Consider the following 22832-nt stretch of genomic DNA (forward strand, 5'->3'; position numbering starts at 1 on the left):
GCTTTCCAGCCTGAAATTCCTCGGGTTCCTTCAGCCTAGGAAGGCTGACCTACGGCAAACGTGCTACTACCGTTTGGTTCGCCACCGACCGTTCCACGCCGGCAACCGCCGGGGTGCTAGGTTCTAGCCTCGAATCATTGCGACCCAAATTCGGAAAAATCTTCAAGCAGATATGCGAATACATTTCGGCTTTGTAGAATGCCGCCTTCAGGCAACCGGCCGATTTCGCTTTTCTTTTCCGGCCAATGCGGGGGCTGGCATGTGCCAATTCTTGGCGACTGTCATGAGCGGAGTTTGACAATGAGAACGGAAAAAGCCGCGGGCTTTACGTTGGTCGAACTGCTCGTAGTGATCACGATCATTGGCATCCTGATGTCGCTATTGCTGCCTGCCGTGCAATCGGCGCGCGAGTCGGCCCGAATCGCGCAGTGCGAGAACAACCTGCACCAGATTGGGATCGCGGCCCAGTTGCACGTGCAAACGCTCGATTATTTCCCCTGCGCGGGCTGGTTTTGGACCTGGGCCGGCGATCCCGATCAAGGCACGGGGCTGAATCAGCCGGGCGGGTTCTTCTACAACATTCTTCCCTACATCGACCAGAAAAATCTCTGGCAATTGGGGGCCGGAACCGCGCAATTAAGCTCGACGAAGAACGCCGCGATCGAGCAGGCCGCCACCACGCTATTGTCAGTGTACAACTGCTCGAGCCGCCGGCCACTCCAGCTTTGGCCCTTTGTGAACGGCACCAGTTTCGTCAACATGACGCGCCCGGCGAGTCTCGCCCGCTGCGACTACGCGGCCAACGGCGGCGATGCAGGGTTGCCGATCTACAACCCCGGGCCGCCGAACTATGCCGATGGCCAATCCTTACCATGGTGGCAGAGCTTTTTGGGGTCTAACATTCCGGCCAATTATTCGGGCATTTGCGAGCCGGCCTGCCTGATCCGGGCCAGCGCGGTTCACACGGGAATGAGCAACCTGCTTTTGGCCGGCGAGCGATACATCAATCCCGACAATTATTTCAACGGCACCGACTCGGGCGACGACCAAGGCTGGGACATGGGCTACGATCTCGACACGAATCGCTGGGCCGGCACCAGTTTCGCCCCGATGCAAGACACGCCGGGCTACGACAGCTACGAGAATTTTGGCAGCGCCCACCCGAGCGGATTTGCGGCCGTTTTCTGCGATGGCTCGGTGCACAAGCTCAGCTATGCCATCGACCCGACGACGATTGGCCACATGGCTAATCGCAACAGCACGATGGCGATCGACCCGACGAAAGTGCAGTAATTCCCCCGCGTGGGGCAAGCCGCGGCCGTTCACCGAACTACGCGCCGAAATTGTCCGCAAAATAGATCAAAAGATGCGAACGCGAATTGGGCACGGAGCCCAGCGAATGTCGAAGATTTGGCCGGCTACTTAATGGTTGGTTCAGGCACCGCATCAACGCTCAATGTCACCGCATCGACCGTCCCCATCGGGCTCGCCTACGGCCTCACAACTCGGAGCAACAACTCTCAATAGCAACGTCACGTTCAATGTCGCGGACAACATCAACGGCGGCGGCAATGCCCTGGGCACGTTGACACTCGGTTCCATCAGCGACAGCGGCGGCGGATACGGAATCACCACGGCCGGCCCCGGCACGGTAGTCCTTTCGGCGGCCGCCAATCCCTACGGCGGCGCAACCGCAATCAACTCCGGCGCCTTGCGCTTGGCCATGCCACGACAAATACGCGTTCTCTCCGAACGCGACATTCGCCGGCAGCCCCGCCGCGGTGCCCGAGCCCTCGGCAATCGTGTTGGCCGTATTCGCCGCGATCGGCCTGTTGCTCACCGTGCGTCGGCGAAGCGTTTGTTGCCGGTAGTATGCGGCGGCCCTCGACCTCAATAGCATGCGGTTTCGCCTCGTTGTCGTAGTAAAGCGACATCGCGTTGCCGATTGGCAACGCGGTATGAGGCAAATCTTTGTCGGCGGGTCCAGACCGGCTGCCCAATGTCGCGACGGAAGTCGCAATTCCGATTCGCTTTGCGCTTAGGATCTCCCGCGGCATGGCGCGCGCGGGTCTTAGCGGGCGCATTCTTTGCCTTTTCTTCTCCGCACCGCCGGCACCCCCTGCTGCTTTTCCCGGGGGCGATCGCTCGGCGACCCAGCGGTTTTGTTCTCCCGCTTCACACAATGTCGAGCTGCCATGAGCACACAAACCGATACGCAATTCGATTCGCTGGCACCATCGATTCGGTTGCACGACGGATCGCGCCGCACAGCGGAAGCAGTCGCTGCGCCGTATTTTTCGTTGGCGCGGCTACGGTTGGAGCGGAACGAGCCGATCGTCGAACCCGAGGGCAATCTGCGTGCGGGCTATCGAATTGCAAAGCGGGGGTTCGATATCGCCGGCGCGATTGTTGCGATTGTGCTGCTTTCGCCGGTGTTGGTCACGGTGTTCGTCGTGCTCTCGATTAGCACCTGGGGGCGGCCCTTGATTCGGCAAGAGCGGGTCGGATATTTGGGACGACGATTCGGCATGTACAAATTTCGCAGCATGCGCCTCGATGCCGAAAAGCTGCAGCATCTCGTCAAGAATGAACACAATTCCGGGCCGATTTTCAAGAACCGCCGCGATCCGCGGATCACGCGCATCGGCCGACTTCTCCGCCGCACGAGCATCGACGAGATGCCGCAATTGTTCAACGTGCTTTTCGGACACATGTCGCTGGTCGGCCCGCGGCCGCCGTTGGCGAAGGAAGTGGCCCACTATAAGGCGTGGCAACGCCGTCGTTTGGCCATCCCGCCGGGGCTGACGTGCCTTTGGCAGGTGAGCGGGCGGTCGGAAATCGGCTTCGACGAGTGGGTGCGGATGGATATCTGGTATTTGCGAAATCAAAACCTGGCCACCGATTTGCAGCTTCTGGTCCGCACGCCCTTGTGCGTGCTGAGCTGCCGCGGAGCGTATTGACTAGGGATTAGGGTGAGGGGTTAGGGTGAGGGGGTTAGGGTGAGGGCTGTGCGACGATGGGTTTCCCGCAACGATGCCCGGTGCGCTATAATCCAGGGGAGGCTCGTCCCGCGTCGTCCTATCCCCTCACCCTCGCCCTCACCCTCACCCTTTCCTCCGATGCCTCGTCGAAATTATCTGATCATCCTCGCGATGGCGGTTGTGTCGTTTGCCTGCTACGGAGCGGTTGACCACAATCGCTACGGCCGTTTTTTCGCGGAAGTCATCAACAAGGTCGACCGCGATTATGTGAAGCCGGTCGACAAGGAAAAGCTGTTCGATGCCGCAGTGAATGGAATGCTGGCGACGCTCGACGAGAATTCCAAGTTCTACGAACCGGAAGATGCACAATCGAAGTTGCTTTCGGTGATCGATCAACAGTTCGGCGGCGTGGGCATCGAGGTCAGCGCAGATCCGGCGACGCAGCAGATCGTCGTCCGCGGCACGATCGTCGGCTCGCCCGCTTATGCCGCCCACCTGCTGGTCGGCGATCGGATTGCAGGCATCGACGGTCAGTCCATCGCGCCGGATCCAAATCGGACAACCGGGCCATCGCTGATCGAGCAGGCGACAAAGCTGATCCGCGGCCCGATCGGCACGACCGTGCGGCTGGAGTTGATTCGCGCCGGACAGGCCAAGCCGGTCGAAGTGACGCTCGAGCGGGCCGAAATCAGGGTCGATTCGGTGCTTGGCGACAGCCGCAATGCCGACGATTCCTGGAACTTTCACCTCGCGGGCCATCCCGAGATCGGCTACGTGCGAATCCGATCGTTCGGCGATCGCACGCCCCAGGAACTGCAAACCGCGCTCACCTCGATCGGCGCCGACAAGCTGAAGGGGCTCGTGCTCGATCTGCGCGGCGATCCGGGCGGCCGGCTCGATGCGGCCATTGATGTGTGCAGCTTTTTCATCCCGTCCGGGCAAACCGTTGTCACCACGCGCGGCCGCAATGACCGAGTGCAAGAGCGAGAGATCTCGCACGGACCGGCGATCTGCACCGATGTGCCGATGGTGGTGTTGATCGATTCGATGAGCGCCAGCGCGAGCGAAATCGTTTCGGCATGCTTGCAAGACTACCATCGAGCGGTGATTTGCGGCCAGCGCTCGTTCGGCAAGGGAACCGTGCAGCGGATCATTCCGATGGGGGGCAACAACAGTGTGCTCAAGCTGACCACGGCCACGTATTGGCGGCCGAGCAACAAGAACATCCATCGCCACAAGGGCGCCAAGGATTCGGACGAATGGGGTGTGCTACCGGACAAGGGTTTCGAGGTGAAAATGACCGACAAGGAACTCGACGATTGGCTTAAAGACCGCGCTGCCCGGGATGTCGTGCATCGTTCGCAGCCGCCCGCGATCGGCGACGATCCACACGCCGAGGCAGCGGCGGCGATCGATCCGCAATTGCAGCGGGCCGTCGATTATCTCGAGCACAAACCGGCCGAGGCCGCGCCGGCCGGAACGGCCGAGACCAAGAAAAACGCGGCATGAACGCGCCAGCGCGGGCGGCGGGCATGCCTGCTGGATTGAAAATATTGCCGGCATGCTGGCGCTCTGCTAGCACCCCTGGAACTCGGCAATTCGCAAACGGCCGAATCGTCCCTAAGTGGTTGTTCCCCTTGCCGCTAGAGGCGATTGGCCGGCGCGCGAATTCGATTCTTGCAGGGCAAGCGGCGCAGTTGGCCCGCGAGTTGCTTGGAAGACATGTTATGAAACGCGAACCCATCGCCGGTTCGGCTTGTCCCAGCATCACGTCGACGGAGCCACGCCATGCTTATGCAATCTCACCGCGCACTCGTCAAAGGCAATTCGATCATGGCAAGATGCCGCCCAGCCACGGCCGCCCAACATTCGCCGCACCACAATTCCGGGCAGCGCATTGCGATCCTCCGCGATCCTTCCAGTACGCTGAGGCTGCACCAACCGATTGCCGCCTCGCGAGCAATGGAGCCGAGCATTGCCGAATCGAACGATCATTCGTCCGGAACGCTGCTACCGTGGGCTGATCCCTATATCGCGGATCTGCATCGTCGGCATGAAGGCGAATTGCGCCGCGAGCGACGTGAAAACTCGTAGCGGCACCGGTCGACGTCCAGCCTATCGACCTCCAGCGTATCGACGTCCACCGTATCGGCCTCCAGCGTATCGGCCTCCACCGGCAGACTTTGCTTCCCAGTGCCGCAACCGAATTCGCAGCCGAATTCGCGGCCGATATGGTCATTTCCAAGACTCGAGCACCGTGTTGCGCGACTCACTCTCGAGTTGGTCAAACAACGACCCTTGCACCTGAGCGCCGTTCTCGTGCGTTCCGCTTTTTGAGCCCCTCACACTGCCCTCTCCCGGAAGGCGAGGGGGTTTGTGGAGAAGTCATTTTTCGGCCGAGCCCGAGCAGGCGTTCGAAGGCTCGTTCGACGATCGTGCGAAGTTGCTCTTGAGTGAGAAATTCGAATTTCAGGTCGTTCGCCAACCGCGCCTTCATCCGCTCGTCCGGCGCGGTGCTTCGCCTCCAAAAAAAGACTGGCCGCCGCGCTAAGTCGCCTCCGCCTGATTGAAGCTCTGTTCCTGGTAGCCTGTGGCGACGGCACTGAAAATGGTTGCGGTGGCGGCCATCAAGCCGGCGTAGAACCAGTAGTAGCCCGCGCCGGTGAGGTTGGGCATGGTCCAGTGGACGAGCGAGGCGAGCAGGTTGCCGGCGGAGATTGATAAGAGATACAAGGCCATGATCACCGATTTCATTTCGCGCGGGGCCTGCGTGTATGAAAACTCCAGGCAGGTGATCGAGACCAGAATCTCGGCCGCGGTAAGCAGTGCATAGGCCAGGATTTGCCAGCCGACGCTCGGCGTTTGGCCCGCGGCGAGCCAGGCTTCGATCTTCGCCGGAACGATGAAGGTCAGGCTCATCAAGAACAGGCCGATCGCGATCTTGCGCAGCGGCGTGACTCGGAACACCAGGCCCGCGGCCGGGTAGACGATGTACGAAAATAGCGGGATGAACACCAGGATCAATACGCCGTTGACGGCCTGGATCTGCGATGGTTCCCAAGTGTGGCCGAGCCAGTGCAGGTTCAGCTTCTCCGCCTGCAGCACCCATTCCGAATTGGCCTGCTGATAAAGGGCGTAAAAGACGGCCACGAACAGATAGATCACCAGCAGCCGAAGAATCGCCCGTAGGCCGACGCCGCTGAACGCTTCGCGGACGAATCGCAGTCCGCCCGGCGGCACGTGCACGAACTTGTATCGCCCGAGCCAAAAGAAAATCGTCGCCAACAGCATCAACAGCCCGGGCACGGCGAACGCTACGTGCGGCCCGAAACGCCTGAGCAGCACGGGCGTCAACAATTGCGAAACGAATGCGCCCAGATTGATCGAGAAATAGAACCAGCCGTACACCTTCGCGAGCAGATGCTGATTCTGTCGGCCGAACTGATCGCCGACGTGGGCCGACACGCAGGGCTTGATTCCGCCCGCGCCGAATGCGATCAGTCCCAGTCCGAGAACAAGGCCGAGCCGGGTGTCGTCGAGGGCCAGGGCAAGGTGGCCGAGACAGTAGATGAACGAGAAGCTGAGAATCGTGCGATATTTTCCCAGCAAGCTATCGGAGAGAATTGCGCCGAGGACGGGGAAAAAATACACAGCAGCCGCGAAGTTGTGGAAGCAGATCGTGGCGTCGTGGTCCGACATCGGGGCCGGCTGGCCGCCGCGGCCCATCAGATAGTGGGTGAGAAAGACGGTGAGGATCGCGCTCATGCCATAGAAGCTAAACCGCTCGGCCGCTTCGTTGGCGACGATGTAGGGAATGCCGCCCGGCATATTCGGCGAGGGGAGCGGCTTCGACAGATAGCGATCGGGTTGCGTCATGCGACAGGTGAAAAAGGGGGGTGGGCGAGGCTCTCTCCTAAAACACCGACGCGCCGCGGAAGTCGGGCGGGGCCTGCATCGTCGGTCAAACTTCATCGCCAACGCTTCGGGCCAGTGTGCCGAGCGGCGAGTTCTCGAGATAAAGCCGAGAATCGCCAGCCGGGATGATACGCCGCGGGCCGGACGTGGGAAGGGGCCGGCTCAATCGAAAATCGCTCGCCCACGACACATGGGTTGATACCGCGGAATTCGCGATGACCGTTCGTGCTGGCAAAGGAAGTGCGGTTGTAGCGATTTTCTCGACTCTGACGGTTCGCCGGGCCGATAAGCCCTATGGGTCGAAAGCGGAGATTTCTCGCCAGCGCAGAACCAGCAACGCAGCAGGCACACTCCGTGTCGTGGCGCGGACGGCACACGGAGTGTGCCTGCTACGTTGGCGCCGCCGCGATTGGTGGCCGCGTGGCAAAGAGATAGAAACCGGCTGATTTTTCAGGGGGGAGACTCGGATGAGAAAGTATTATCTGGCATTGTTTGCCGCAGTGGCGCTGGTTGGTTGGATGGATGCCACCAGCCGCGCCGATTGCGGTTGCGGCGCTGGTCCGTCTTGCGGAAGCGAAGGGGGAGGCTGCGGCGATCCCTCGTGCGTCGAGCCCTATTGCTGCGACCACGTCTGCAATTCCGGCTGGATTTGCGGCGGCGGATGCTCCTCGTGCGGCTCACGCCCGTGCTGCGGGCTGTTTCCGTTGTTTCCATGCCGTAACGAGTGCGAATGGCGGCGCTACCGGCCCTGCGATTCGTGCGGCTGTGGCGATTCCTGCGGCGGTGGCGGGTCGTGTGGTTGCCATGAATCTTGCGGTTGCGCGAAATCGTCTGGCTGCGAAAAGTCTTGCGGTTGCGAATCGTGTGGATGTGAGAAACCGTGCGGCTGCGAATCATGCGGGCGGCGCGCGTCATGCGGTTGCGAATCGTGCGGCTGCCATGAGTCTTGCGGTTGCGATGATGGCGGCTGCCGCCCGTGTGGATTGTTTCCGTGCCTTTTCCCCTGGATCCGCAGCGAACGGTGCAAGGGGGGCGGCGAGCGCTATGGGGAATGTGGCCAATGCGGTTGCGGCGAACTGTACCTTGGCGATTGGCGAAGCCAGCCGCCGCGCTGCGAACCGTGCAACTGCTGCGGCGGTTGGGTGGGACCCGGCGAACCGATCCCGTCCTATCAAATGCCGCCGCGAGCCGGCTCGGGCTACGGCTACGGCCAAATCGTGCCCGGCCCGAATGGCTCGGCGCCGACGACGCCGAACGATTCGATGCCGAACGCCGCTCCGCCGCTAGCGCCCCCGACCACTCCGCCGCCGACGACCCTGCCGCCGTCGTATCCGCCGCGCACGTCGCAACGCCCGCATTGGAGCAACTACTAGCAAGCGCGCGGCATGCGGTGCGTGATTTAAAAACACCGAAGTGATGGGAGCGATTGGACGGCCCCGGCTCGCGGCAGCGAGTTGGGGTCGTGGTGTTTTGTAGCGGCGAGGGGCGAGGGACTAGGGACTAGGGACGAGGGGCGAGGGGCGAGCAAGGGGGAACGCCTTTGTTGGTGGCGCTTCTGGGCGAGCCAACCGCCGCACGCTAAACTGGCAATCGCAAGTAAGCCCGCCACCTGCACCAGGGCACCAGCCCCGAGCCACATTCTCTCGCCCCTCGCCCCTCGCCCCTTCCCATGCGCGGCATCGACGCTTTTCTCGAAATGCTCGCCGCCGCCGGCGTTCGCCACATTTTCGGCAATCCGGGCACGACCGAGTTGCCGCTTTGCGATGCCATGCTGGCGGATGGCCGGCTGCAATACATTCTCGGGCTGCAAGAAGTGCCCGTAATGGCCATGGCCGACGGCTATGCGATGGCTTCTGGCAAGCTGGGCGTGGTAAATGTGCATATTTGCGCCGGCTTGGGCAATGCGATGGGGATGCTCTACAACTCGTTTCGCTCCGGCACGCCGCTCTTGCTCACCGCCGGCCAGCAAGATCGCCGCTTGCGATTCGAAGAACCGATTCTGTGGGGCGACATGTTGGGCGTCGTGCGGCCGTGGACGAAATGGGCCGTGGAGGTCGAGCGCGTCGAAGATATTCCCTCGGCCATGCGGCGGGCGATGCAAACCGCGCTCATGCCGCCGACCGGCCCCGTGTTCCTGTCGATCCCGCTCGACTTGCAAACCGCGTCGGCCGAATTCGACACGACGCTATCCAATCCGCCCGATCCCCAAATTATTCCGGCTGCGGCGGCGATCGAGCGAGCAGTCGACGTGTTGCTTGCGGCCAAGCGGCCGGGAATTCTGGTCGGCAGCCGCGTAGTGGAGCGCGGGGCGGTGCAGGAATTGGCGACCGTGGCCGAGCGCCTCGGAGCGGCGGTGCTTTCGGAACCAGGAACGACGCACGGCCGGCTCAGCTTTCCCTCCGACCATCCGCTCTATGCCCAGGGCCTGCCGCTTTGGTCGCCCGAGATACGCCAGCGGCTCGCGGAGTTCGACACGCTGTTGGTCGTCGGCATGGACTTGTTTCGCCCATATCTTTATCACGAGCCGGCCCGCGCGATGCCCGAGCACATTCGCCTCGTGCATCTGGATGAAGATCAATATCAACTCGGGAAGAACTATCCGCTGGCCGCGGCGATTTGGGGCAGCACCAAAGGCGGCCTGGCGGCGCTCGACGCCGAATTGTCGCGCCGCATGACCGCCGAGCAAACCGCTGCCGCCCGAGGCCGGGCCGAATCGCTCGCGGCAGCGCAGCGGCGGGTCCGCGAATCGTTGCGCCGCGAGGCCGATGCGCAGCGGCGATTGCGCCCGATGACGCCGCTGGCGGCAATGGCGGCTGTCGCCGGCGTACTGCCGAAGAACGTCGCGGTCGTCGAAGAAGCAGTCACCACCACCAACACCACGCTCGAACGCTTGGGCGCGATCGCCGATCCCTCGGGCTATTTCGGCCATCGCGGCTGGGCGCTGGGCTGGGGATTGGGCTGCTCGATCGGCGTGCGGTTGGCGTGGCCCGATCGGCCAGTACTGGCCCTACTCGGCGACGGTGCGTCCCTCTACGGAATTCAAGGGCTGTGGACGGCCGCCCGCTATCGCATTCCAGTGACCTTCGTGATTTTCAACAATGCCCAGTACCAGATTCTGAAGATCGGCTCGCGAATGATGAACCTGCCGGAGGCCGGCGCGAGCCGGTTTTTGGGCATGGACATCACGGATCCCGAGGTCGATTTTCTGGGATTGGCCCGATCGCTGAGCATCGCGGCCGAACGAGTGACCGAGCCGGAGGAATTGGCCGAGCGTGTGGCAACCTCGCTGGCCGGCGATCGACCGCAATTGATCGAAGTGCCAATTGCCCGCGACGTGCAGGAGCGATTAACGTATGGGTGAGCGGATGGTTGTGAGGCAAAAGAGGACTGCCGGGGCGCCACCGCTGGATTGCCCGGACAAGCCGGCAGTGGCATGCTTCATGCGCGGCGTCGCGCCGCTGTGCCGCTCAAATCATTGACCGGCCAAAGTGGGCCAGCGTACAATCCGCGAATTCTTGTAGAGGCGGCCGGAGCGCGGACTGCGACGTTTGCAGGTTGCGACGTTCGCACTGCCGCGAAAGCGTTCTAGCCCGTTGCCGCGATGCGTCGTCGAGGCGCCGTTTCTGTTGATCGTTCCTACGTTTTGTCATTGGGAATCTTCCATGAATTGCCGCGCGTGTCGCGCCTGTTTGGCGATCGTCGGGCTGACATCAATTCTTGCGAGCGGATGCGAGCGGCGATCGAATGCCGATGCCCAGTCGGTTCGGCAGGTCGTGCGATTTGCTCCGGCGCAAACTCGCAAGGTCACCGACTACGCTTTCTATAATGGGCGGACGGCCGCGGTCGAGTCGGTCAACATCAAGGCGCGTGTCGACGGGTATCTCAATTCGGTCGATTTCGTCTCGGGCACGGAAGTGACGAAGGGAAAGCAACTCTTCAAGATCGATCCCCGGCCATACCAGGCAGCTTACGACGAGGTCGAGGGGCAAGTGCAGCTGGCCCAAGCCCGGCTCGGCCTGGCCGACGCCGATTTGAAGCGGGCAAACGAGCTTTTCAAAACGCCCGGCGCGATCAGCCAGCAAGACATCGACACGCGTGTCGCCGCTCAAAAGGAAGCCGTGGCCGCGGTCGCCGCTTCGAAAGCGAATGCCGAATCGGCAAAGCTGAATCTCGAATTCACGAGCATCGCTTCGCCGATCGACGGCGTGGTCGATCGCAATCGGATCACGGTCGGGAATCTCGTGACCAAGGATTCGACGTTGCTGACGACGGTTGTGTCGCAAACGCCGATGTACGTTTATTTCGACGTCGATGAATACACGATGCTTCGCGTCGAAAAGCTAATTCAGGAGGGCAAAGTTCCGTCGCACGAAAGGGGGAAAGCGGTGCCGGTGGAAATGGGCCTTTCCGACCAAGGCGACGAATATCCGATTTCCGGAAACATCGACTTCGTCAGCAATCAACTCGATTCGGGCACCGGCACGATCGCTGTCCGCGCGGTGTTCGACAATCCGAAGTTGACTTCCGCCGATGCTGCCGCCGATTCGACCGGAAGCCATCGTCTGATGCGGCCCGGCTTGTTCGTGCGAATCCGGCTTCCGCTCGGACCGCCGTACACGGCATTGGTCGTTCCGCAAGCGGCCGTCGGCACCGATCAGGGGCTGAAATATCTACTCGTGGTGAACGACAAAGGCGCGGTCGAATATCGCCCGGTGATTCAAGGCGCCGAGCAGGCCGACGGATGGCAGGTGGTCGTTCCCAAAAAGATGGTGCAAACGAACGAGGGCTTGCGGCCCCTCGAAGCCGGCGAGACCACGAGCGAGCCTACGGTCGATAGCCTGCGAGCCGACGATCGGGTCGTGGTCGGCGGACTGCAGCAAGTGCGGCCGGGCATGATCGTCAACGCGAAACCGATTCCGCCCGGCGAGCCGATGGCGATGCCGGCCACGGCGGGCCCGGGCCCGTCGCCCGCCGACCTGTCGCCGCCCGTTCCCACCAAAACCGAGAAACAGCACTAGGCGTTTTTCCCCGAACCCTATCCCCTCACCCTCGCCCCCACCCTTTCCCCGTGTTCTCACGCTTCTTCATCGAACGGCCGATCTTCGCCTGGGTGGTGTCGATCGTCATCGTCTTGGTCGGCGGAGTGGCGGCGTTTCGATTGCCGATCGCGCAGTATCCCGATATCACGCCACCGACCGTGCAGGTGTCGGCGATCTATCCCGGCGCGAATGCGCAAGTCGTCGCCGACAGCGTGGCCGCGCCGATCGAGCAGCAAGTCAACGGCGTCGAGCGGATGATGTATATGTCGTCGCAATGCACCAACGACGGCGCGTATTCGCTGACGATCACGTTCGAGCTTGGCACCGATCTCAATATGGCGCAGGTGTTGGTGCAAAACCGCGTGGCGCTTGCCATGCCGCAATTGCCGTCGCAGGTGCAGGTGCAAGGAGTCACGACGAAAAAGAAATCGCCAAGCATTCTCTTGGCGGTAAACCTGATATCGCCACACCACTCGCTCGACGATCTTTACCTTTCGAACTACGCCACGATCCAGATCAAAGACGAATTGCTGCGGCTTCCCGGCGTCGGCGATTTGAGCTATTTGGGCCAGCGCGATTACAGCATGCGAGTGTGGCTCGATCCACAAAGGATGGCCTCGCGCAATCTGACCGCCAGCGAGGTCGTGCGCGCGGTGCAAAACCAAAACGTGCAAGTGGCTGCCGGGCAGATCGGCCGCGAACCGATGCTTCCCGGCCAGCAATTTCAGTTCACGATGAGCACGCTGGGCCGATTGCTGGATCGCTCGCAGTTCGAAAACATCATCATCAAAACCGGCGCTGCCGACGCGACACAAGGCGACACATCCAGCCAAGTGGTTCGGCTCCGCGACGTGGCCCGCGTCGAGCTCGGAGCGCAGCAATACGATCAAATATGCCGGCTCGACGGGCAGCCGTCGGTCGGATTGGCGGTGTTCCAATTGCCCGGCTCGAACGCGCTCGCCGTGGCCAATGCGGTCAAAGCCACGATGGAAACGCTCAAAAAGCGGTTTCCCAAAGACCTCGACTACCGCATCGTTTACGACACAACGCCGTTCATTGACCAATCGATCCACGAAGTGTTCAAGACGCTCGGCGAAGCGATCTTGTTGGTGGCGATCGTGGTGCTGTTCTTCCTGCAAGATTGGAAGGCGATGATTTTGCCGATGATCGACGTGCCCGTCTCGCTGGTGGGCACATTTGCCATCATGGCCATTCTGGGATTCAGCCTGAACAATCTTACGCTGTTCGGCATGGTGCTAGCGATCGGCATCGTGGTCGATGATGCCATTGTCGTGCTGGAAAATGTCGAGCGGCAACTGTCGTTCGGGCTCGACCCAAAAACTGCCACGATCAGGGCCATGGACGAAATCACCGGCCCGATCATCGCCATCACGCTGGTGCTCTGTGCGGTGTTTTTGCCGAGCGTGTTCATGCCGGGCGTGACGGGACAGTTCTTCCGGCAGTTTGCACTGGTGATTTCCTCCGCGATGGTTATCTCGGCGATCAATGCCCTCACGCTAACGCCGTCTCGCGCCGTGGCCATCTTCTCGTCCGAAGAACTCGACGAGCACGGCCATCCGCGGCGCGAGGCGCTTCCCTGGTGGATTTTCGCGATCCTTGGCGGGCTGATCTCGGCGAAGCTACTGCACGATCCGATGATGGGCTGGCTGGGGATTTCGATGGGGCATGACTCGCACGGGGCGGCGGCGTCCCGCGGCATGTCGGAATTGCTCTCGTGGCTAGTTTTCGCAGCCGCCGCGCTGCCGGGACTCATCGCCGGCGGCGTGCTTGGAAAGATCGTGATCCGGCCGGTCAACAAAGCGCTGGCGCGGCTGTTCGGCGCATTCAATCGCCTGTTCGACCGATTGACGGTTTTCTATGGCCAAACGATCGCCCGGCTGTTGCGTGTGTCGGCGATCGTGATGCTGGTGTACGTCGGCTTGCTCTTCCTGACCGGCTGGTCGATGAACCGAGCGCCGAAGGGATTCATTCCGACGCAAGATCAGGGCTACTTGCTCGTGAATGTCCAATTGCCCGACTCGGCTTCGGTGCAGCGAACGAAACAGGTGATGGCGCAAATCGATCGGATCGCGCTCGGCAGCGCCGACGGCAAGGATCGCACGCCCGGCGTGATCCACACGCTGTCGATTGCCGGGCAGTCGTTCTTGCTCAATGCCAATGGATCCAATTTCGGTTCGTGCTTTGTCATCCTCGACGATTTTTCCAAGCGCCACACGGCGGCGGAATACGACGAAGCGGTCGCCCAAACGCTCCGCAAGCGATTCGCCGCCGAGATCGACGGGGCGCAGATTCAAGTGTTTCGCGCTCCGCCGATTCAAGGCCTCGGCACGGCGGGCGGCTTTAAGGTGCAAGTCGAGCAGCGCGGCTATTCCGATTTGCCGGCACTGCAGCAGCAATGCGAACAATTGGTGGCCGATGCCGGCAGCGACCGTCGGCTCGTCGGGTTATTCAGCATGTTCCGAGCCGGCACGCCGCAGATTTTCCTCGATATCGATCGCAGCAAATGCCAATTGCTCGGCGTCAATGTCAACGAAGTGTTCAACACGCTCGAAGTGTACATGGGGGGCTATTTCATCAATTTGTTCAATGCGTTCGGCCGCACCTGGCAAGTGAACATGATGGCCGAATCGCGGTTCCGCAATCGCGCCTCCGATTTGCAGCAACTGCAGGTCCGCAACGCGGCCGGCCAGATGGTTCCGCTGGGAACGCTGGTGAAATCGGAAAGCGTCGGCGGGCCCGTGATGGTTATCCGCTACAACATGTATCCCTCGGCCCCCGTGGTCGGCAATCCCGCGCCGGGCACCAGTTCCGGCGACGTGGTGCGGATCATCGAAAACAAAGGCGATCAAGCCGGCATCGTATCGGAGTGGACCGAGATCATGTATTTACAGTTGCAAGAAGGGAGTGGGGCAATTGTCGTGTTCCTCGTCGGCTCGGCACTGGTGTTTTTCGTGTTGGCCGCGAAATACGAAAGCTGGAAATTGCCGATGGCGGTGATTCTCGTCGTGCCGATGTGTTTGCTTTGCTCGGTCGAGGGAATGATGCTGGTCGCGCTGCCGGTCGATATTTTCGTGCAGATCGGCTTTCTGGTGTTGGTGGGTCTGGCGGCGAAGAATGCGATTTTGATCGTTGAATTCGCCGCACAGATGGCGGCCGAGGGGAAGCCCGTGTTCGAAGCCACCGTCGAGGCGGCCCGATTGCGGCTCCGGCCGATCGTAATGACCTCGCTGGCATTTATCCTAGGCGTGGTGCCGCTGATGATCGGCGAAGGGGCCGGAGCCGAAATGCGCCGCTCGCTGGGCACGGCTGTTTTCGCGGGCATGATCGGCGTTACCGGCTTCGGGATCATTCTCACGCCGATTTTTTTCTACGTGATCCTCCGCCGCAGCCCACCCAAGCCGGCCGCTGCCGATCACACGAAACCGGCCGGGAAATAGCACGACGAAGCCGTGCTCGACAACACTTGCTCCGCGCTTTGGATACCGTAAACTCAACGAATATGGCAGCGTAAGTTTGACCGGCCGGCCCGCGCCGAGCATCGCTTGTGGTTTCGCGCGTCGGCCATTCATAAATCGCTCACCACTCGAACCACCATGCACCACAGAATACACCGAACATCCCTTTTTGCCGCAATGCTCGCTGTCGCGGCGGCGACCGTGTTGGTAGCCGGCGCCGGCTGCCAGGCCGGTTCTTCGGCGCCGGCGAGCACGGCCCCGGGAGCAAACGCGATGACGATATCGATCACCAGTAGCGCGTTCAAAGCTGGCGAACCGATTCCCGCGCAGTATACTGCCGACGGCAAGGATATTTCACCGCCGCTGGCATGGACCGGCGCGCCGCGGGCGACGAAGGAATTCGTCCTAATCTGTGACGATCCCGACGCTCCGTCGGCCCAGCCGTGGGTCCATTGGGTGATGTATAAAATTCCGGCCGACACGAAATCACTCGCCGAGGCGATTCCCCGCGAGACGAATCCACCATCGCCGGCCGGCGCGGTGCAAGGAATCAATTCGTTCGGCAAAGGCAAACTCGGCTATCTCGGACCCTCGCCGCCGAAGGGAAAGCCACACCACTACCATTTCCATCTCTACGCCCTCGACACGACGCTCCCGGCAACGCCCGGCCTCGACAAGGAAAAAGTGCTCGCCGCGATGAAGGGTCACATGATTGGCGAAGGCGAATTGATTGGCACCTACCAACGTTGACGCATTGGTTGTGGCGGAGCGATCCGCCGGGGCTCCCTCGCTAACGCTTCGGGCCAGTATGACCGACACCAGCCCGAAGCGTTAGCGAGGGGCGGCCCCGCGAGGCAGAGTGAATCCGCTACGACCGCCATTAAACACCAGAGAACCCGACACCATGCCGAGCCATCGCCAAACCATTTGCGTTCGCCGCCGAATGTTGCTTGCCGCGACCATTGCCGTCGGATCTTGTATCCAACTCGCGGCCGCCGCCGATCAGCCAGCCACCATTGGCGCGCACACGAATTGGGTCACGGCCGTGGCGTTCTCGCCGACCGACGGCACGTTGGTCAGTGTCGGCGGGCAGAGCCTTTTGTATCGGCCCGGTGAAGTGCTGCTGTGGAACCCGAGCGATGGAAAATTGAAAGCGTCGCTCGACGGATCGGCCACGACGGTCTGGTCGGTGGCAGTTTCACCGGATGGCAAAATGCTCGCCACCGGCGGCTACGACGGAGTCGTCAAGCTCTGGGAAATGCCCTCGGGCAAACCGCTCCGCGATTTGAAAAAACACAAGCATTGGGTCCGCGCGCTGGCCTTTACGCCCGACAGCAAGTTTCTCGTCTCGGGGAGCGAAGACACGACGGTGATCGTGTGGGAAGCTGGCTCTGGCAAGGATGTGAAAACAATCGAGGCCCATGCGGGGCCGGTCTATGGCGTGGCCGTTTCGCCGGACGGCAAGACGATTGCCACCGCCGGCGGCGACAACTTGGCCAAGCTCTGGGATTTCGACAAGGGCACGATGCGGGCGAAGCTCGAAGGGCACCAGGATGCGGTGTGGACCGTGGCCTATCGCAAGGATGGCTCGCTGCTGGCGACGGCCGGGGCGGATCATGTCGTGAAGCTGTGGTCGCCCGACGGCAAATCGCAGGGCGAGTTGACGGGGCACAAGGATTGGATCCTCTCGGCCGCGTTTTCGCCCACCGACGGCAACGTGCTCGCCACCGGCAGCCACGATCGCACGGCCAAGCTGTGGGACATCGGCGCTAAGAAAGAATCGCAATCGATTCCGTTGAAAGGAGCGGCCTGGGGCGTCGCCATTTCACCGGACGGCAAGCTGCTGGCGATCGGCAGCCATGGCGATTCGCTGACGGTGTGGGATATCGCGGCCAAGAAGAGCCGCTTCGCAGCGCCGGCGACCGCGGCTAACAAATAATTTTTGCGCCGGCGAGCGAAGCAATCCGACGATCGCAAGTCCGCGGGCCCAAGCCCGGGGAAGGCCTGGAGAGCCGCCACGACTGGCGAATGCTTTCCTTGGCCTTCCCTGGGCTTCGCGAAGTGCATTCGAAGATCGACCTACCGCCGTCAGGCCGCGGTGAGCAATTTCCGCGGCGCACGGTCACGGCGGCCCGGCTGTTCGCACTGCTTTCGCGTTCCGGATTCCGCCCAGGCTTCCGCTTCGACCGTGAGCCGGTTCAGCAGCCGTTCCACTTTTCCGCGATAAAGCTCGATGCCAGCGCGATCCAGATTCGGCGGAATCGCGATTGTCGGGCTGGTAACGGCTCGAATTCGGGAGCCCAGCCGTGGCACGGCGAAGCGATCCCACGAACCCGCCCGCCACGGCCGATCGTAGCCGAAGCCCATCAGCACCAGCGGCAGCCCCAGCTTCGACGCCAGAAAAATGCAACCGGGAGCGAGCGTGCGCCGCGGGCCGCGTGGGCCGTCGGGCGTAATGGCCAGATTGAGTTCGTTGCAATCGCAAAGCAATTCGCGCAGCGCCACCGCGCCCCCTTTATACGTCGAGCCGCGCACGCAATCGAAACCCATGTGGTAGGCGATGCGGGCCAAGATTTCGGCGTCGCGATGCCGGCTCAAGAGCATTGCCAGATTGCAATTTCCGCGCAGATAGAGCGGGGCGAGAATGTATTCGTGCCAGAAGATATAAATCTTTTGGCCCTCGCATGCCGGATTCACCGGGTCGACGGCCGGATCGTACAACGCCGCCTTGTATTCCATCGTGCCCATCCAACGCCGCACCGCGGCGGAGGCGAGAAGGCCGGCGAAGTTCGTAAATAGGGGCATGGGCGAGGGGCGACGGGCGAGGGGCGAGTGAAGCGGCCGATACCGCTACGCGATTTTTTCGGGTTCGTTCAAGTCACTCAAAAAAAACTTCCACATCTGGGTTACTCGCCCCTCGCCCCTCGCCCCTCGCCCCTCACGTCGTTCCAATCGCCGTTAAATACTTCCACGGCGGGGCCAGTCATGTAGACGTGTTGGTCGCTCGAGCGCCATTCGAGTTCCAAATCGCCGCCGGGCAGATGGGCCAGGATACGACGATCGGTGCGGCCCGTGAGCACTCCCGCCACACACACCGCGCAAGCCCCGGTGCCGCAGGCCAACGTGATCCCGCTGCCGCGCTCCCACGTTCGCATCGTCACTTCCTGCCGGCCATCGACCTGCACGAAATGCACGTTGATTCGCTTGGGAAAAAACACGTAGCGTTCCAACAGCGGCCCATAACACTCGAGCGTCACGCGAGCCACGTCCGGATCATAAATCACCAAGTGCGGATTACCCATCGACACACCCGTAATGTGCAGCCTTCCACCGAAGGGCTCAAAGATATCCGGTTGTGCGAGCGCAGCTGCAGCGCCAGATCCGGGAGGCAAAATTTTGGCTGCTTCTACGGCCGCCATTTTGAAAAGCTCGGCCAATGGAAAATCAACGACCTGCGCCGTCGGCGGAACGCCGGGCAGCGCCATCGGAATCTTGGCCATTTCCAAGATCGGCGCGCCCATGTCTACCCGCACGCGGTCAACCCGATCATTCTCGATCTCCAAATCGAGCGTGAGCACGCCGTTGCCGGTTTCGATTTTCAACTGCGGCTTGCGGGCAATGCCGTGGTCGTAGATATATTTCGCCACGCAGCGAATCCCATTGCCGCACATCTCCGATTCCGAGCCGTCGGCGTTGAACATCCGCATCCGGGCATCGGCCATTTCGGAGGGGCAAATCAAGATCAGCCCGTCGCCGCCGACGCCAAAATGCCGGTCCGCGATCCGCCGGGCCAAGTCGGCCGGATCGTCCGGAATCGGTTCGGCAAAGCAATCGACGTAAACATAGTCGTTGCCTGCCCCGTGCATTTTGGTAAATCGCATGCGAAAATTCCCGTCATCGAATCAACCTGTGGCCGAGAGATTTTACGGAAAGCAGCGAATCGCGGCAAACCCGGTTTCAGGGCGGAAGGTGACTCACGCGGAGTCGCGTCGGGACGGAGAGCCGGGAGCCGGCCGGAATCTGAAATTCGTACCCTCCGCTCCCTCCTTGGCTCCGCGTGAGAAGCTGCCAAGCTTATACTACTTGCATGTCGCAGGCAGAGCCGATGATCGACGATTCCGGCGGTCCCGCAGCGGCCTCTGCCGCCGCTCCGCCGCCGCGCGCGCTGCACACGCCGGTGCAGTTTCTCAAAGGAGTCGGTCCGGCTCGGGCGGAACTGCTCAACCGGCTCGATTTGAACACCATTGCCGACACGCTGTTCTATTTCCCGCGCGATTATCAAGACCTGACCGATCTGCGCAGCATCGCCGATTTGGAAGAAGACAAACTGATTTCCGTTCGCGGCATTATCGAAGAATCCGAACTGCGAAACACTGGGCCCGGCCGCTCGCTTCTGGGAGTGTTGGTGCGAGACGAGCGGCGGCTATATCTGCGGGCCCTATGGTTCAACCAGCCATACATGCTCGAAAAATTCTCGCGCGGCCAGGAATTGCTTCTGACGGGCAAGGCGGTGCTGCATGGCGGGCGATGGGAGATGGTCCACCCCCGTGTGCAATGGCTCGATCCCGACGAACCGCCGCCGGCGGGCCAAATGCTGCCGATTTATCCGCTCACCGAAGGGCTGACGCAAGGCAATCTGCGAAATATCGTGCGCGGCGCGATCGAATCTCACGTCGAGCAGTTGGACGAAGTGTTTACCGCGGAGTTTCTCGCCCACAAGCAGCTTTGGGCGCTACGGCAAGCGCTGCCGGCGATCCATTTCCCGGCCAATCCGGCCGAACTGGCTCACGCCCGGCGGCGGTTTCGCTATCAAGAACTCTTTATCCTGCAACTGGCGCTGGCTGTGAAACGCCAAACGCAACAGAGCCAGGCCGCGGCCAGCCGACTCGAAGTCGATGCTCGGATCGATGCCCGCATCCGCCGGCTGTTTCCCTTCGAGTTGACCGCGGGGCAGCAGGATGTAATCCGCCAGATCGCGGCCGACATGGCTCGCCCGACGCCGATGAACCGGCTTTTGCAGGGCGATGTCGGCAGCGGCAAAACCATCGTGGCTGTGTATGCAATGTTGCTCGCGGTGGCACACGGCCATCAAGCGGCTCTGATGGCGCCCACGGAAGTTCTCGCCCGGCAACATGCCCGCACGCTCGGCCGGCTATTGGCCACCAGCCGCGTGCGGATCGGCGTGCTCACGGGGGGCGTCGGCGGCAAGGATCGCGAATCGCTGCTGGCTCGAATCACGGCCGGCGAGATTGATATCGTCGTCGGCACGCAGGCCATCGTCCGCAGCGAAGTGGAATTCGCGCGGCTGGGGCTGGTGGTGATCGACGAACAGCATAAATTCGGCGTTCGCCAGCGGGCCTTGCTGAAGCGGGCCGGCGGCGATCCGCATTGCCTCATCATGACCGCGACGCCCATTCCGCGCACCCTGACGATGACGCTGTACGGCGATCTGGATGTCTCGACGCTCTCCGATCGTCCGCCGGGCCGGCAGAGCATCCACACCTATCTCGCCGCCGCAGCCGATCGGCCGAAATGGTGGGATTTCTTTCGCCGCAAGATTCGCGAGGGACGACAGGGATACGTCATCGTTCCGCTGGTCGAGGAATCAGAAAACGTCGCCACGGCCAACTTGGAAGCGACATTCGAGGAACTCACCCAAGATCAACTCGCCGAATTCCGGCTCGGATTGATTCATGGCCGAATGTCGGCCGAGGAAAAGGACGCCGCGATGCAGGCCTTCGCCGAGGGGCGGACGCAAGTGCTCGTGGCGACGACGGTGGTCGAGGTGGGCGTCGATGTGCCGAATGCGACGCTGATGACGATCGCCGGCGCCGAGCGATTCGGGCTGGCTCAATTGCACCAACTTCGCGGCCGCATCACGCGCGGCGCACACCCGGGCTATTGTTGCGTGCTCACCGACGCGAAATCCGACGAAGTGGTCGACCGGCTGATGCGATTCGTTGAAACGACCGACGGATTTCGCCTGTCCGAGCTCGATTTGGAGTTGCGAGGCCCCGGCGACATGCTCGGCACGCGGCAACACGGCCTGCCGCCATTTCGGGCCGCCGATCTGCTGCGCGATGCGGGCCTGCTGACCGAAGCCCGCGCCGACGCGGCCCAAATGGTCGCTGCCGACCCCGGCCTGCGATCGCCCGAGCACGCAAAACTCCGCCGCATGGTGCTCGCCCGCTACGGCCAAGCGCTCGACCTCGGCGATGTGGGATAAGTTTCTGTATCAAACTTCACTGACCGGCACACTAACCCGAAGCGTTAGCGAGGTCGCGCCCGAGGACCGGTCATGCTCGCTTAGAGCGCGAGCCAATGTGTACGCGGAATGGCCCTCATTGAGCGGTATGAAGCCGTCGTTGCGGGGCTCCCTCGCTAACGCTTCGGGCTAGTATTGTTTTCGCGCGGAGGCGCGGAGTGAATTTTGGATTGGCTCGGTCATTGTTTGCTGGGGGAGTCGCCGGGGACCGTGAACGCGTCGAGATCGTAGATTGCGATGAATTTCGCCAGCGCGGGAGCCGGATGGCGGCGCTGGGCATCGAGAATCAATGCGTTGCGGAATCGGCCCAGATCAAGATACGCCTGGTAGTCGGCCGGGATGGAAACGCCAAGCTGCCCGAAATCGCTCCGGCCGGCGAAGAACGCCCGGGCGTTTTTGGACCGGTAAATCTGCTGCGTCCAACTCGGATCGGAAACGGCCATCTTGGAAAGCTTTTCGAGCGTCGCGCGCTGCTGCGGGAAGAGCTTTGCGAGCTGTTCGATTCGGAAAATCCGACGCGGGAAGTGCGCGTCGCGGCCAGCCAGTACCTGATTCACTACGTGCTCATCGATGCGATCCGGCGCTTCCACGCTTCGTTTCCGACAATTCGGATTCGCCTGGAAACGCGCACCGAGCACGAAATTGAGCACGCATTGCAGAACGACGCCGAATTGGACGTCGGCATCGCCGCTCCGCTCGAGCCGTCGCCGGATCTGGAATACCGCCATCTCTTCTCGCTGGATTGGAGCCTTTTGACGCCGCCGAGCCATCCGCTGCTCAAGCGACGTCGCTTGACCTTGGGCGATCTGGTGAACGAGCCGCTGATTTTGTTCGAGCGAGGCTCGACGGGCCGGCAACACATCGTGGATGCGTTTCGCCGCGAGGGTTTGTCGCCGCGCGTCGAAATGGAAACGACCACCACGCAAGTGATCGTGCAGATGGTCGAGGCGGGGTTGGGAGTTTCGATTGTGCCGCTGTTGGCCAGCGGCATCGTTACGCGATCGCGGCGAGTCGGAGTGCGCAGCCTCGCAGCGCGCATCCGCCCGATCGATTCCGGAATCTTGGTGCGTCGCGGCGACCCGCCGTCGACGGCCGCGAGTGAATTCATCGAATTCATCGCGAAGCGCTGTGCGAAGTGATCCGGTTTTCGGGGCGG

At 61.8% G+C, this 22832-nt stretch carries 16 protein-coding genes; 12 read left to right on the top strand and 4 right to left on the bottom strand.

Features of this window, described 5'->3' with window-relative positions:
* The first annotated feature begins 300 nt into the window (after positions 1-300).
* The 4 genes from VHX65_15745 (at position 301) to VHX65_15760 (ending at position 5075) form a co-directional block, all read left to right on the top strand.
* The gene (locus VHX65_15745) at positions 301-1293 is read left to right on the top strand and encodes a DUF1559 domain-containing protein (protein HEX4000005.1); all 993 of its coding nucleotides are present in this window, start codon (positions 301-303) and stop codon (positions 1291-1293) included.
* A 902-nt stretch (positions 1294-2195) separates the two neighbouring features.
* Positions 2196-2960, top strand: a complete 765-nt coding sequence (locus tag VHX65_15750) for a sugar transferase (protein HEX4000006.1) — start codon at positions 2196-2198, stop codon at positions 2958-2960.
* Between the two features lie 159 nt (positions 2961-3119).
* Positions 3120-4490: a S41 family peptidase gene (locus VHX65_15755; protein ID HEX4000007.1), complete on the top strand. Its 1371-nt coding sequence runs from the start codon at positions 3120-3122 to the stop codon at positions 4488-4490.
* 279 nt (positions 4491-4769) lie between these two features.
* Complete coding sequence (locus VHX65_15760) at positions 4770-5075, top strand: hypothetical protein (GenBank protein HEX4000008.1); 306 nt, start codon at positions 4770-4772, stop codon at positions 5073-5075.
* Between the two features lie 453 nt (positions 5076-5528).
* Here the strand turns inward: VHX65_15760 and VHX65_15765 are convergent, their stop codons facing one another.
* Positions 5529-6857 carry a POT family MFS transporter gene (locus VHX65_15765; GenBank protein HEX4000009.1) on the bottom strand — a complete coding sequence of 443 codons (1329 nt, stop codon included), beginning with the start codon at positions 6855-6857 and terminating at the stop codon, positions 5529-5531.
* 1214 nt (positions 6858-8071) lie between these two features.
* Here VHX65_15765 and VHX65_15770 point away from each other — a divergent pair.
* From VHX65_15770 to VHX65_15795, 6 genes are all read left to right on the top strand, one after another.
* Entirely contained in the window at positions 8072-8269 is a 198-nt protein-coding gene (locus VHX65_15770; GenBank protein ID HEX4000010.1) for a hypothetical protein, read from the top strand.
* A gap of 296 nt (positions 8270-8565) precedes the next feature.
* Positions 8566-10257, top strand: coding sequence for a thiamine pyrophosphate-binding protein (locus VHX65_15775; protein HEX4000011.1), 1692 nt, complete (start codon positions 8566-8568; stop codon positions 10255-10257).
* A 301-nt stretch (positions 10258-10558) separates the two neighbouring features.
* A complete protein-coding gene (locus VHX65_15780; GenBank protein HEX4000012.1) occupies positions 10559-11914 on the top strand; it encodes an efflux RND transporter periplasmic adaptor subunit in 1356 nt (451 codons plus the stop codon).
* 50 nt (positions 11915-11964) lie between these two features.
* Positions 11965-15393, top strand: coding sequence for an efflux RND transporter permease subunit (locus VHX65_15785; GenBank protein HEX4000013.1), 3429 nt, complete (start codon positions 11965-11967; stop codon positions 15391-15393).
* A 195-nt stretch (positions 15394-15588) separates the two neighbouring features.
* On the top strand, positions 15589-16161 hold the full coding sequence (locus VHX65_15790; protein HEX4000014.1) for a YbhB/YbcL family Raf kinase inhibitor-like protein: 573 nt from the start codon (positions 15589-15591) through the stop codon (positions 16159-16161).
* A gap of 154 nt (positions 16162-16315) precedes the next feature.
* Complete coding sequence (locus tag VHX65_15795) at positions 16316-17350, top strand: WD40 repeat domain-containing protein (GenBank protein HEX4000015.1); 1035 nt, start codon at positions 16316-16318, stop codon at positions 17348-17350.
* A gap of 149 nt (positions 17351-17499) precedes the next feature.
* On the opposite strand, the gene VHX65_15800 is transcribed toward VHX65_15795, so the two are convergent.
* Both VHX65_15800 and dapF read right to left on the bottom strand, forming a co-directional pair.
* Positions 17500-18216 (bottom strand): lysophospholipid acyltransferase family protein, encoded by a 717-nt coding sequence (locus tag VHX65_15800; protein ID HEX4000016.1) that lies wholly within the window; start codon positions 18214-18216, stop codon positions 17500-17502.
* 101 nt (positions 18217-18317) lie between these two features.
* Positions 18318-19292, bottom strand: coding sequence for a diaminopimelate epimerase (gene dapF / locus VHX65_15805; GenBank protein ID HEX4000017.1), 975 nt, complete (start codon positions 19290-19292; stop codon positions 18318-18320).
* A 206-nt stretch (positions 19293-19498) separates the two neighbouring features.
* On the opposite strand from dapF, the gene recG reads away from it, so the two are divergent.
* Entirely contained in the window at positions 19499-21637 is a 2139-nt protein-coding gene (gene recG, locus VHX65_15810) for an ATP-dependent DNA helicase RecG (protein ID HEX4000018.1), read from the top strand.
* A gap of 218 nt (positions 21638-21855) precedes the next feature.
* On the opposite strand, the gene VHX65_15815 is transcribed toward recG, so the two are convergent.
* Positions 21856-22233 (bottom strand): hypothetical protein, encoded by a 378-nt coding sequence (locus tag VHX65_15815; GenBank protein ID HEX4000019.1) that lies wholly within the window; start codon positions 22231-22233, stop codon positions 21856-21858.
* A gap of 3 nt (positions 22234-22236) precedes the next feature.
* Here VHX65_15815 and VHX65_15820 point away from each other — a divergent pair, with 3 nt between their 5' ends.
* A complete protein-coding gene (locus tag VHX65_15820; protein HEX4000020.1) occupies positions 22237-22815 on the top strand; it encodes a LysR family transcriptional regulator substrate-binding protein in 579 nt (192 codons plus the stop codon).
* Positions 22816-22832 lie beyond the last annotated feature (17 nt).

It is taken from the genome of Pirellulales bacterium (genome assembly GCA_036267355.1).
In the GTDB taxonomy this organism is placed as follows: domain Bacteria; phylum Planctomycetota; class Planctomycetia; order Pirellulales; family DATAWG01; genus DATAWG01.

What these genes read in the sequence shown, in the direction of transcription:
- VHX65_15800 (HEX4000016.1), bottom strand. Translation starts at nt 18,216, where the DNA reads ATGCCCCTATTTACGAACTTCGCCGGCCTTCTCGCCTCCGCCGCGGTG.
- dapF (HEX4000017.1), bottom strand. Translation starts at nt 19,292, where the DNA reads ATGCGATTTACCAAAATGCACGGGGCAGGCAACGACTATGTTTACGTC.
- VHX65_15795 (HEX4000015.1), top strand. Translation starts at nt 16,316, where the DNA reads ATGCCGAGCCATCGCCAAACCATTTGCGTTCGCCGCCGAATGTTGCTT.
- VHX65_15745 (HEX4000005.1), top strand. Translation starts at nt 301, where the DNA reads ATGAGAACGGAAAAAGCCGCGGGCTTTACGTTGGTCGAACTGCTCGTA.
- VHX65_15760 (HEX4000008.1), top strand. Translation starts at nt 4,770, where the DNA reads ATGCTTATGCAATCTCACCGCGCACTCGTCAAAGGCAATTCGATCATG.
- recG (HEX4000018.1), top strand. Translation starts at nt 19,499, where the DNA reads ATGTCGCAGGCAGAGCCGATGATCGACGATTCCGGCGGTCCCGCAGCG.
- VHX65_15775 (HEX4000011.1), top strand. Translation starts at nt 8,566, where the DNA reads ATGCGCGGCATCGACGCTTTTCTCGAAATGCTCGCCGCCGCCGGCGTT.
- VHX65_15750 (HEX4000006.1), top strand. Translation starts at nt 2,196, where the DNA reads ATGAGCACACAAACCGATACGCAATTCGATTCGCTGGCACCATCGATT.
- VHX65_15770 (HEX4000010.1), top strand. Translation starts at nt 8,072, where the DNA reads ATGCCGCCGCGAGCCGGCTCGGGCTACGGCTACGGCCAAATCGTGCCC.
- VHX65_15765 (HEX4000009.1), bottom strand. Translation starts at nt 6,857, where the DNA reads ATGACGCAACCCGATCGCTATCTGTCGAAGCCGCTCCCCTCGCCGAAT.
- VHX65_15780 (HEX4000012.1), top strand. Translation starts at nt 10,559, where the DNA reads ATGAATTGCCGCGCGTGTCGCGCCTGTTTGGCGATCGTCGGGCTGACA.
- VHX65_15790 (HEX4000014.1), top strand. Translation starts at nt 15,589, where the DNA reads ATGCTCGCTGTCGCGGCGGCGACCGTGTTGGTAGCCGGCGCCGGCTGC.
- VHX65_15755 (HEX4000007.1), top strand. Translation starts at nt 3,120, where the DNA reads ATGCCTCGTCGAAATTATCTGATCATCCTCGCGATGGCGGTTGTGTCG.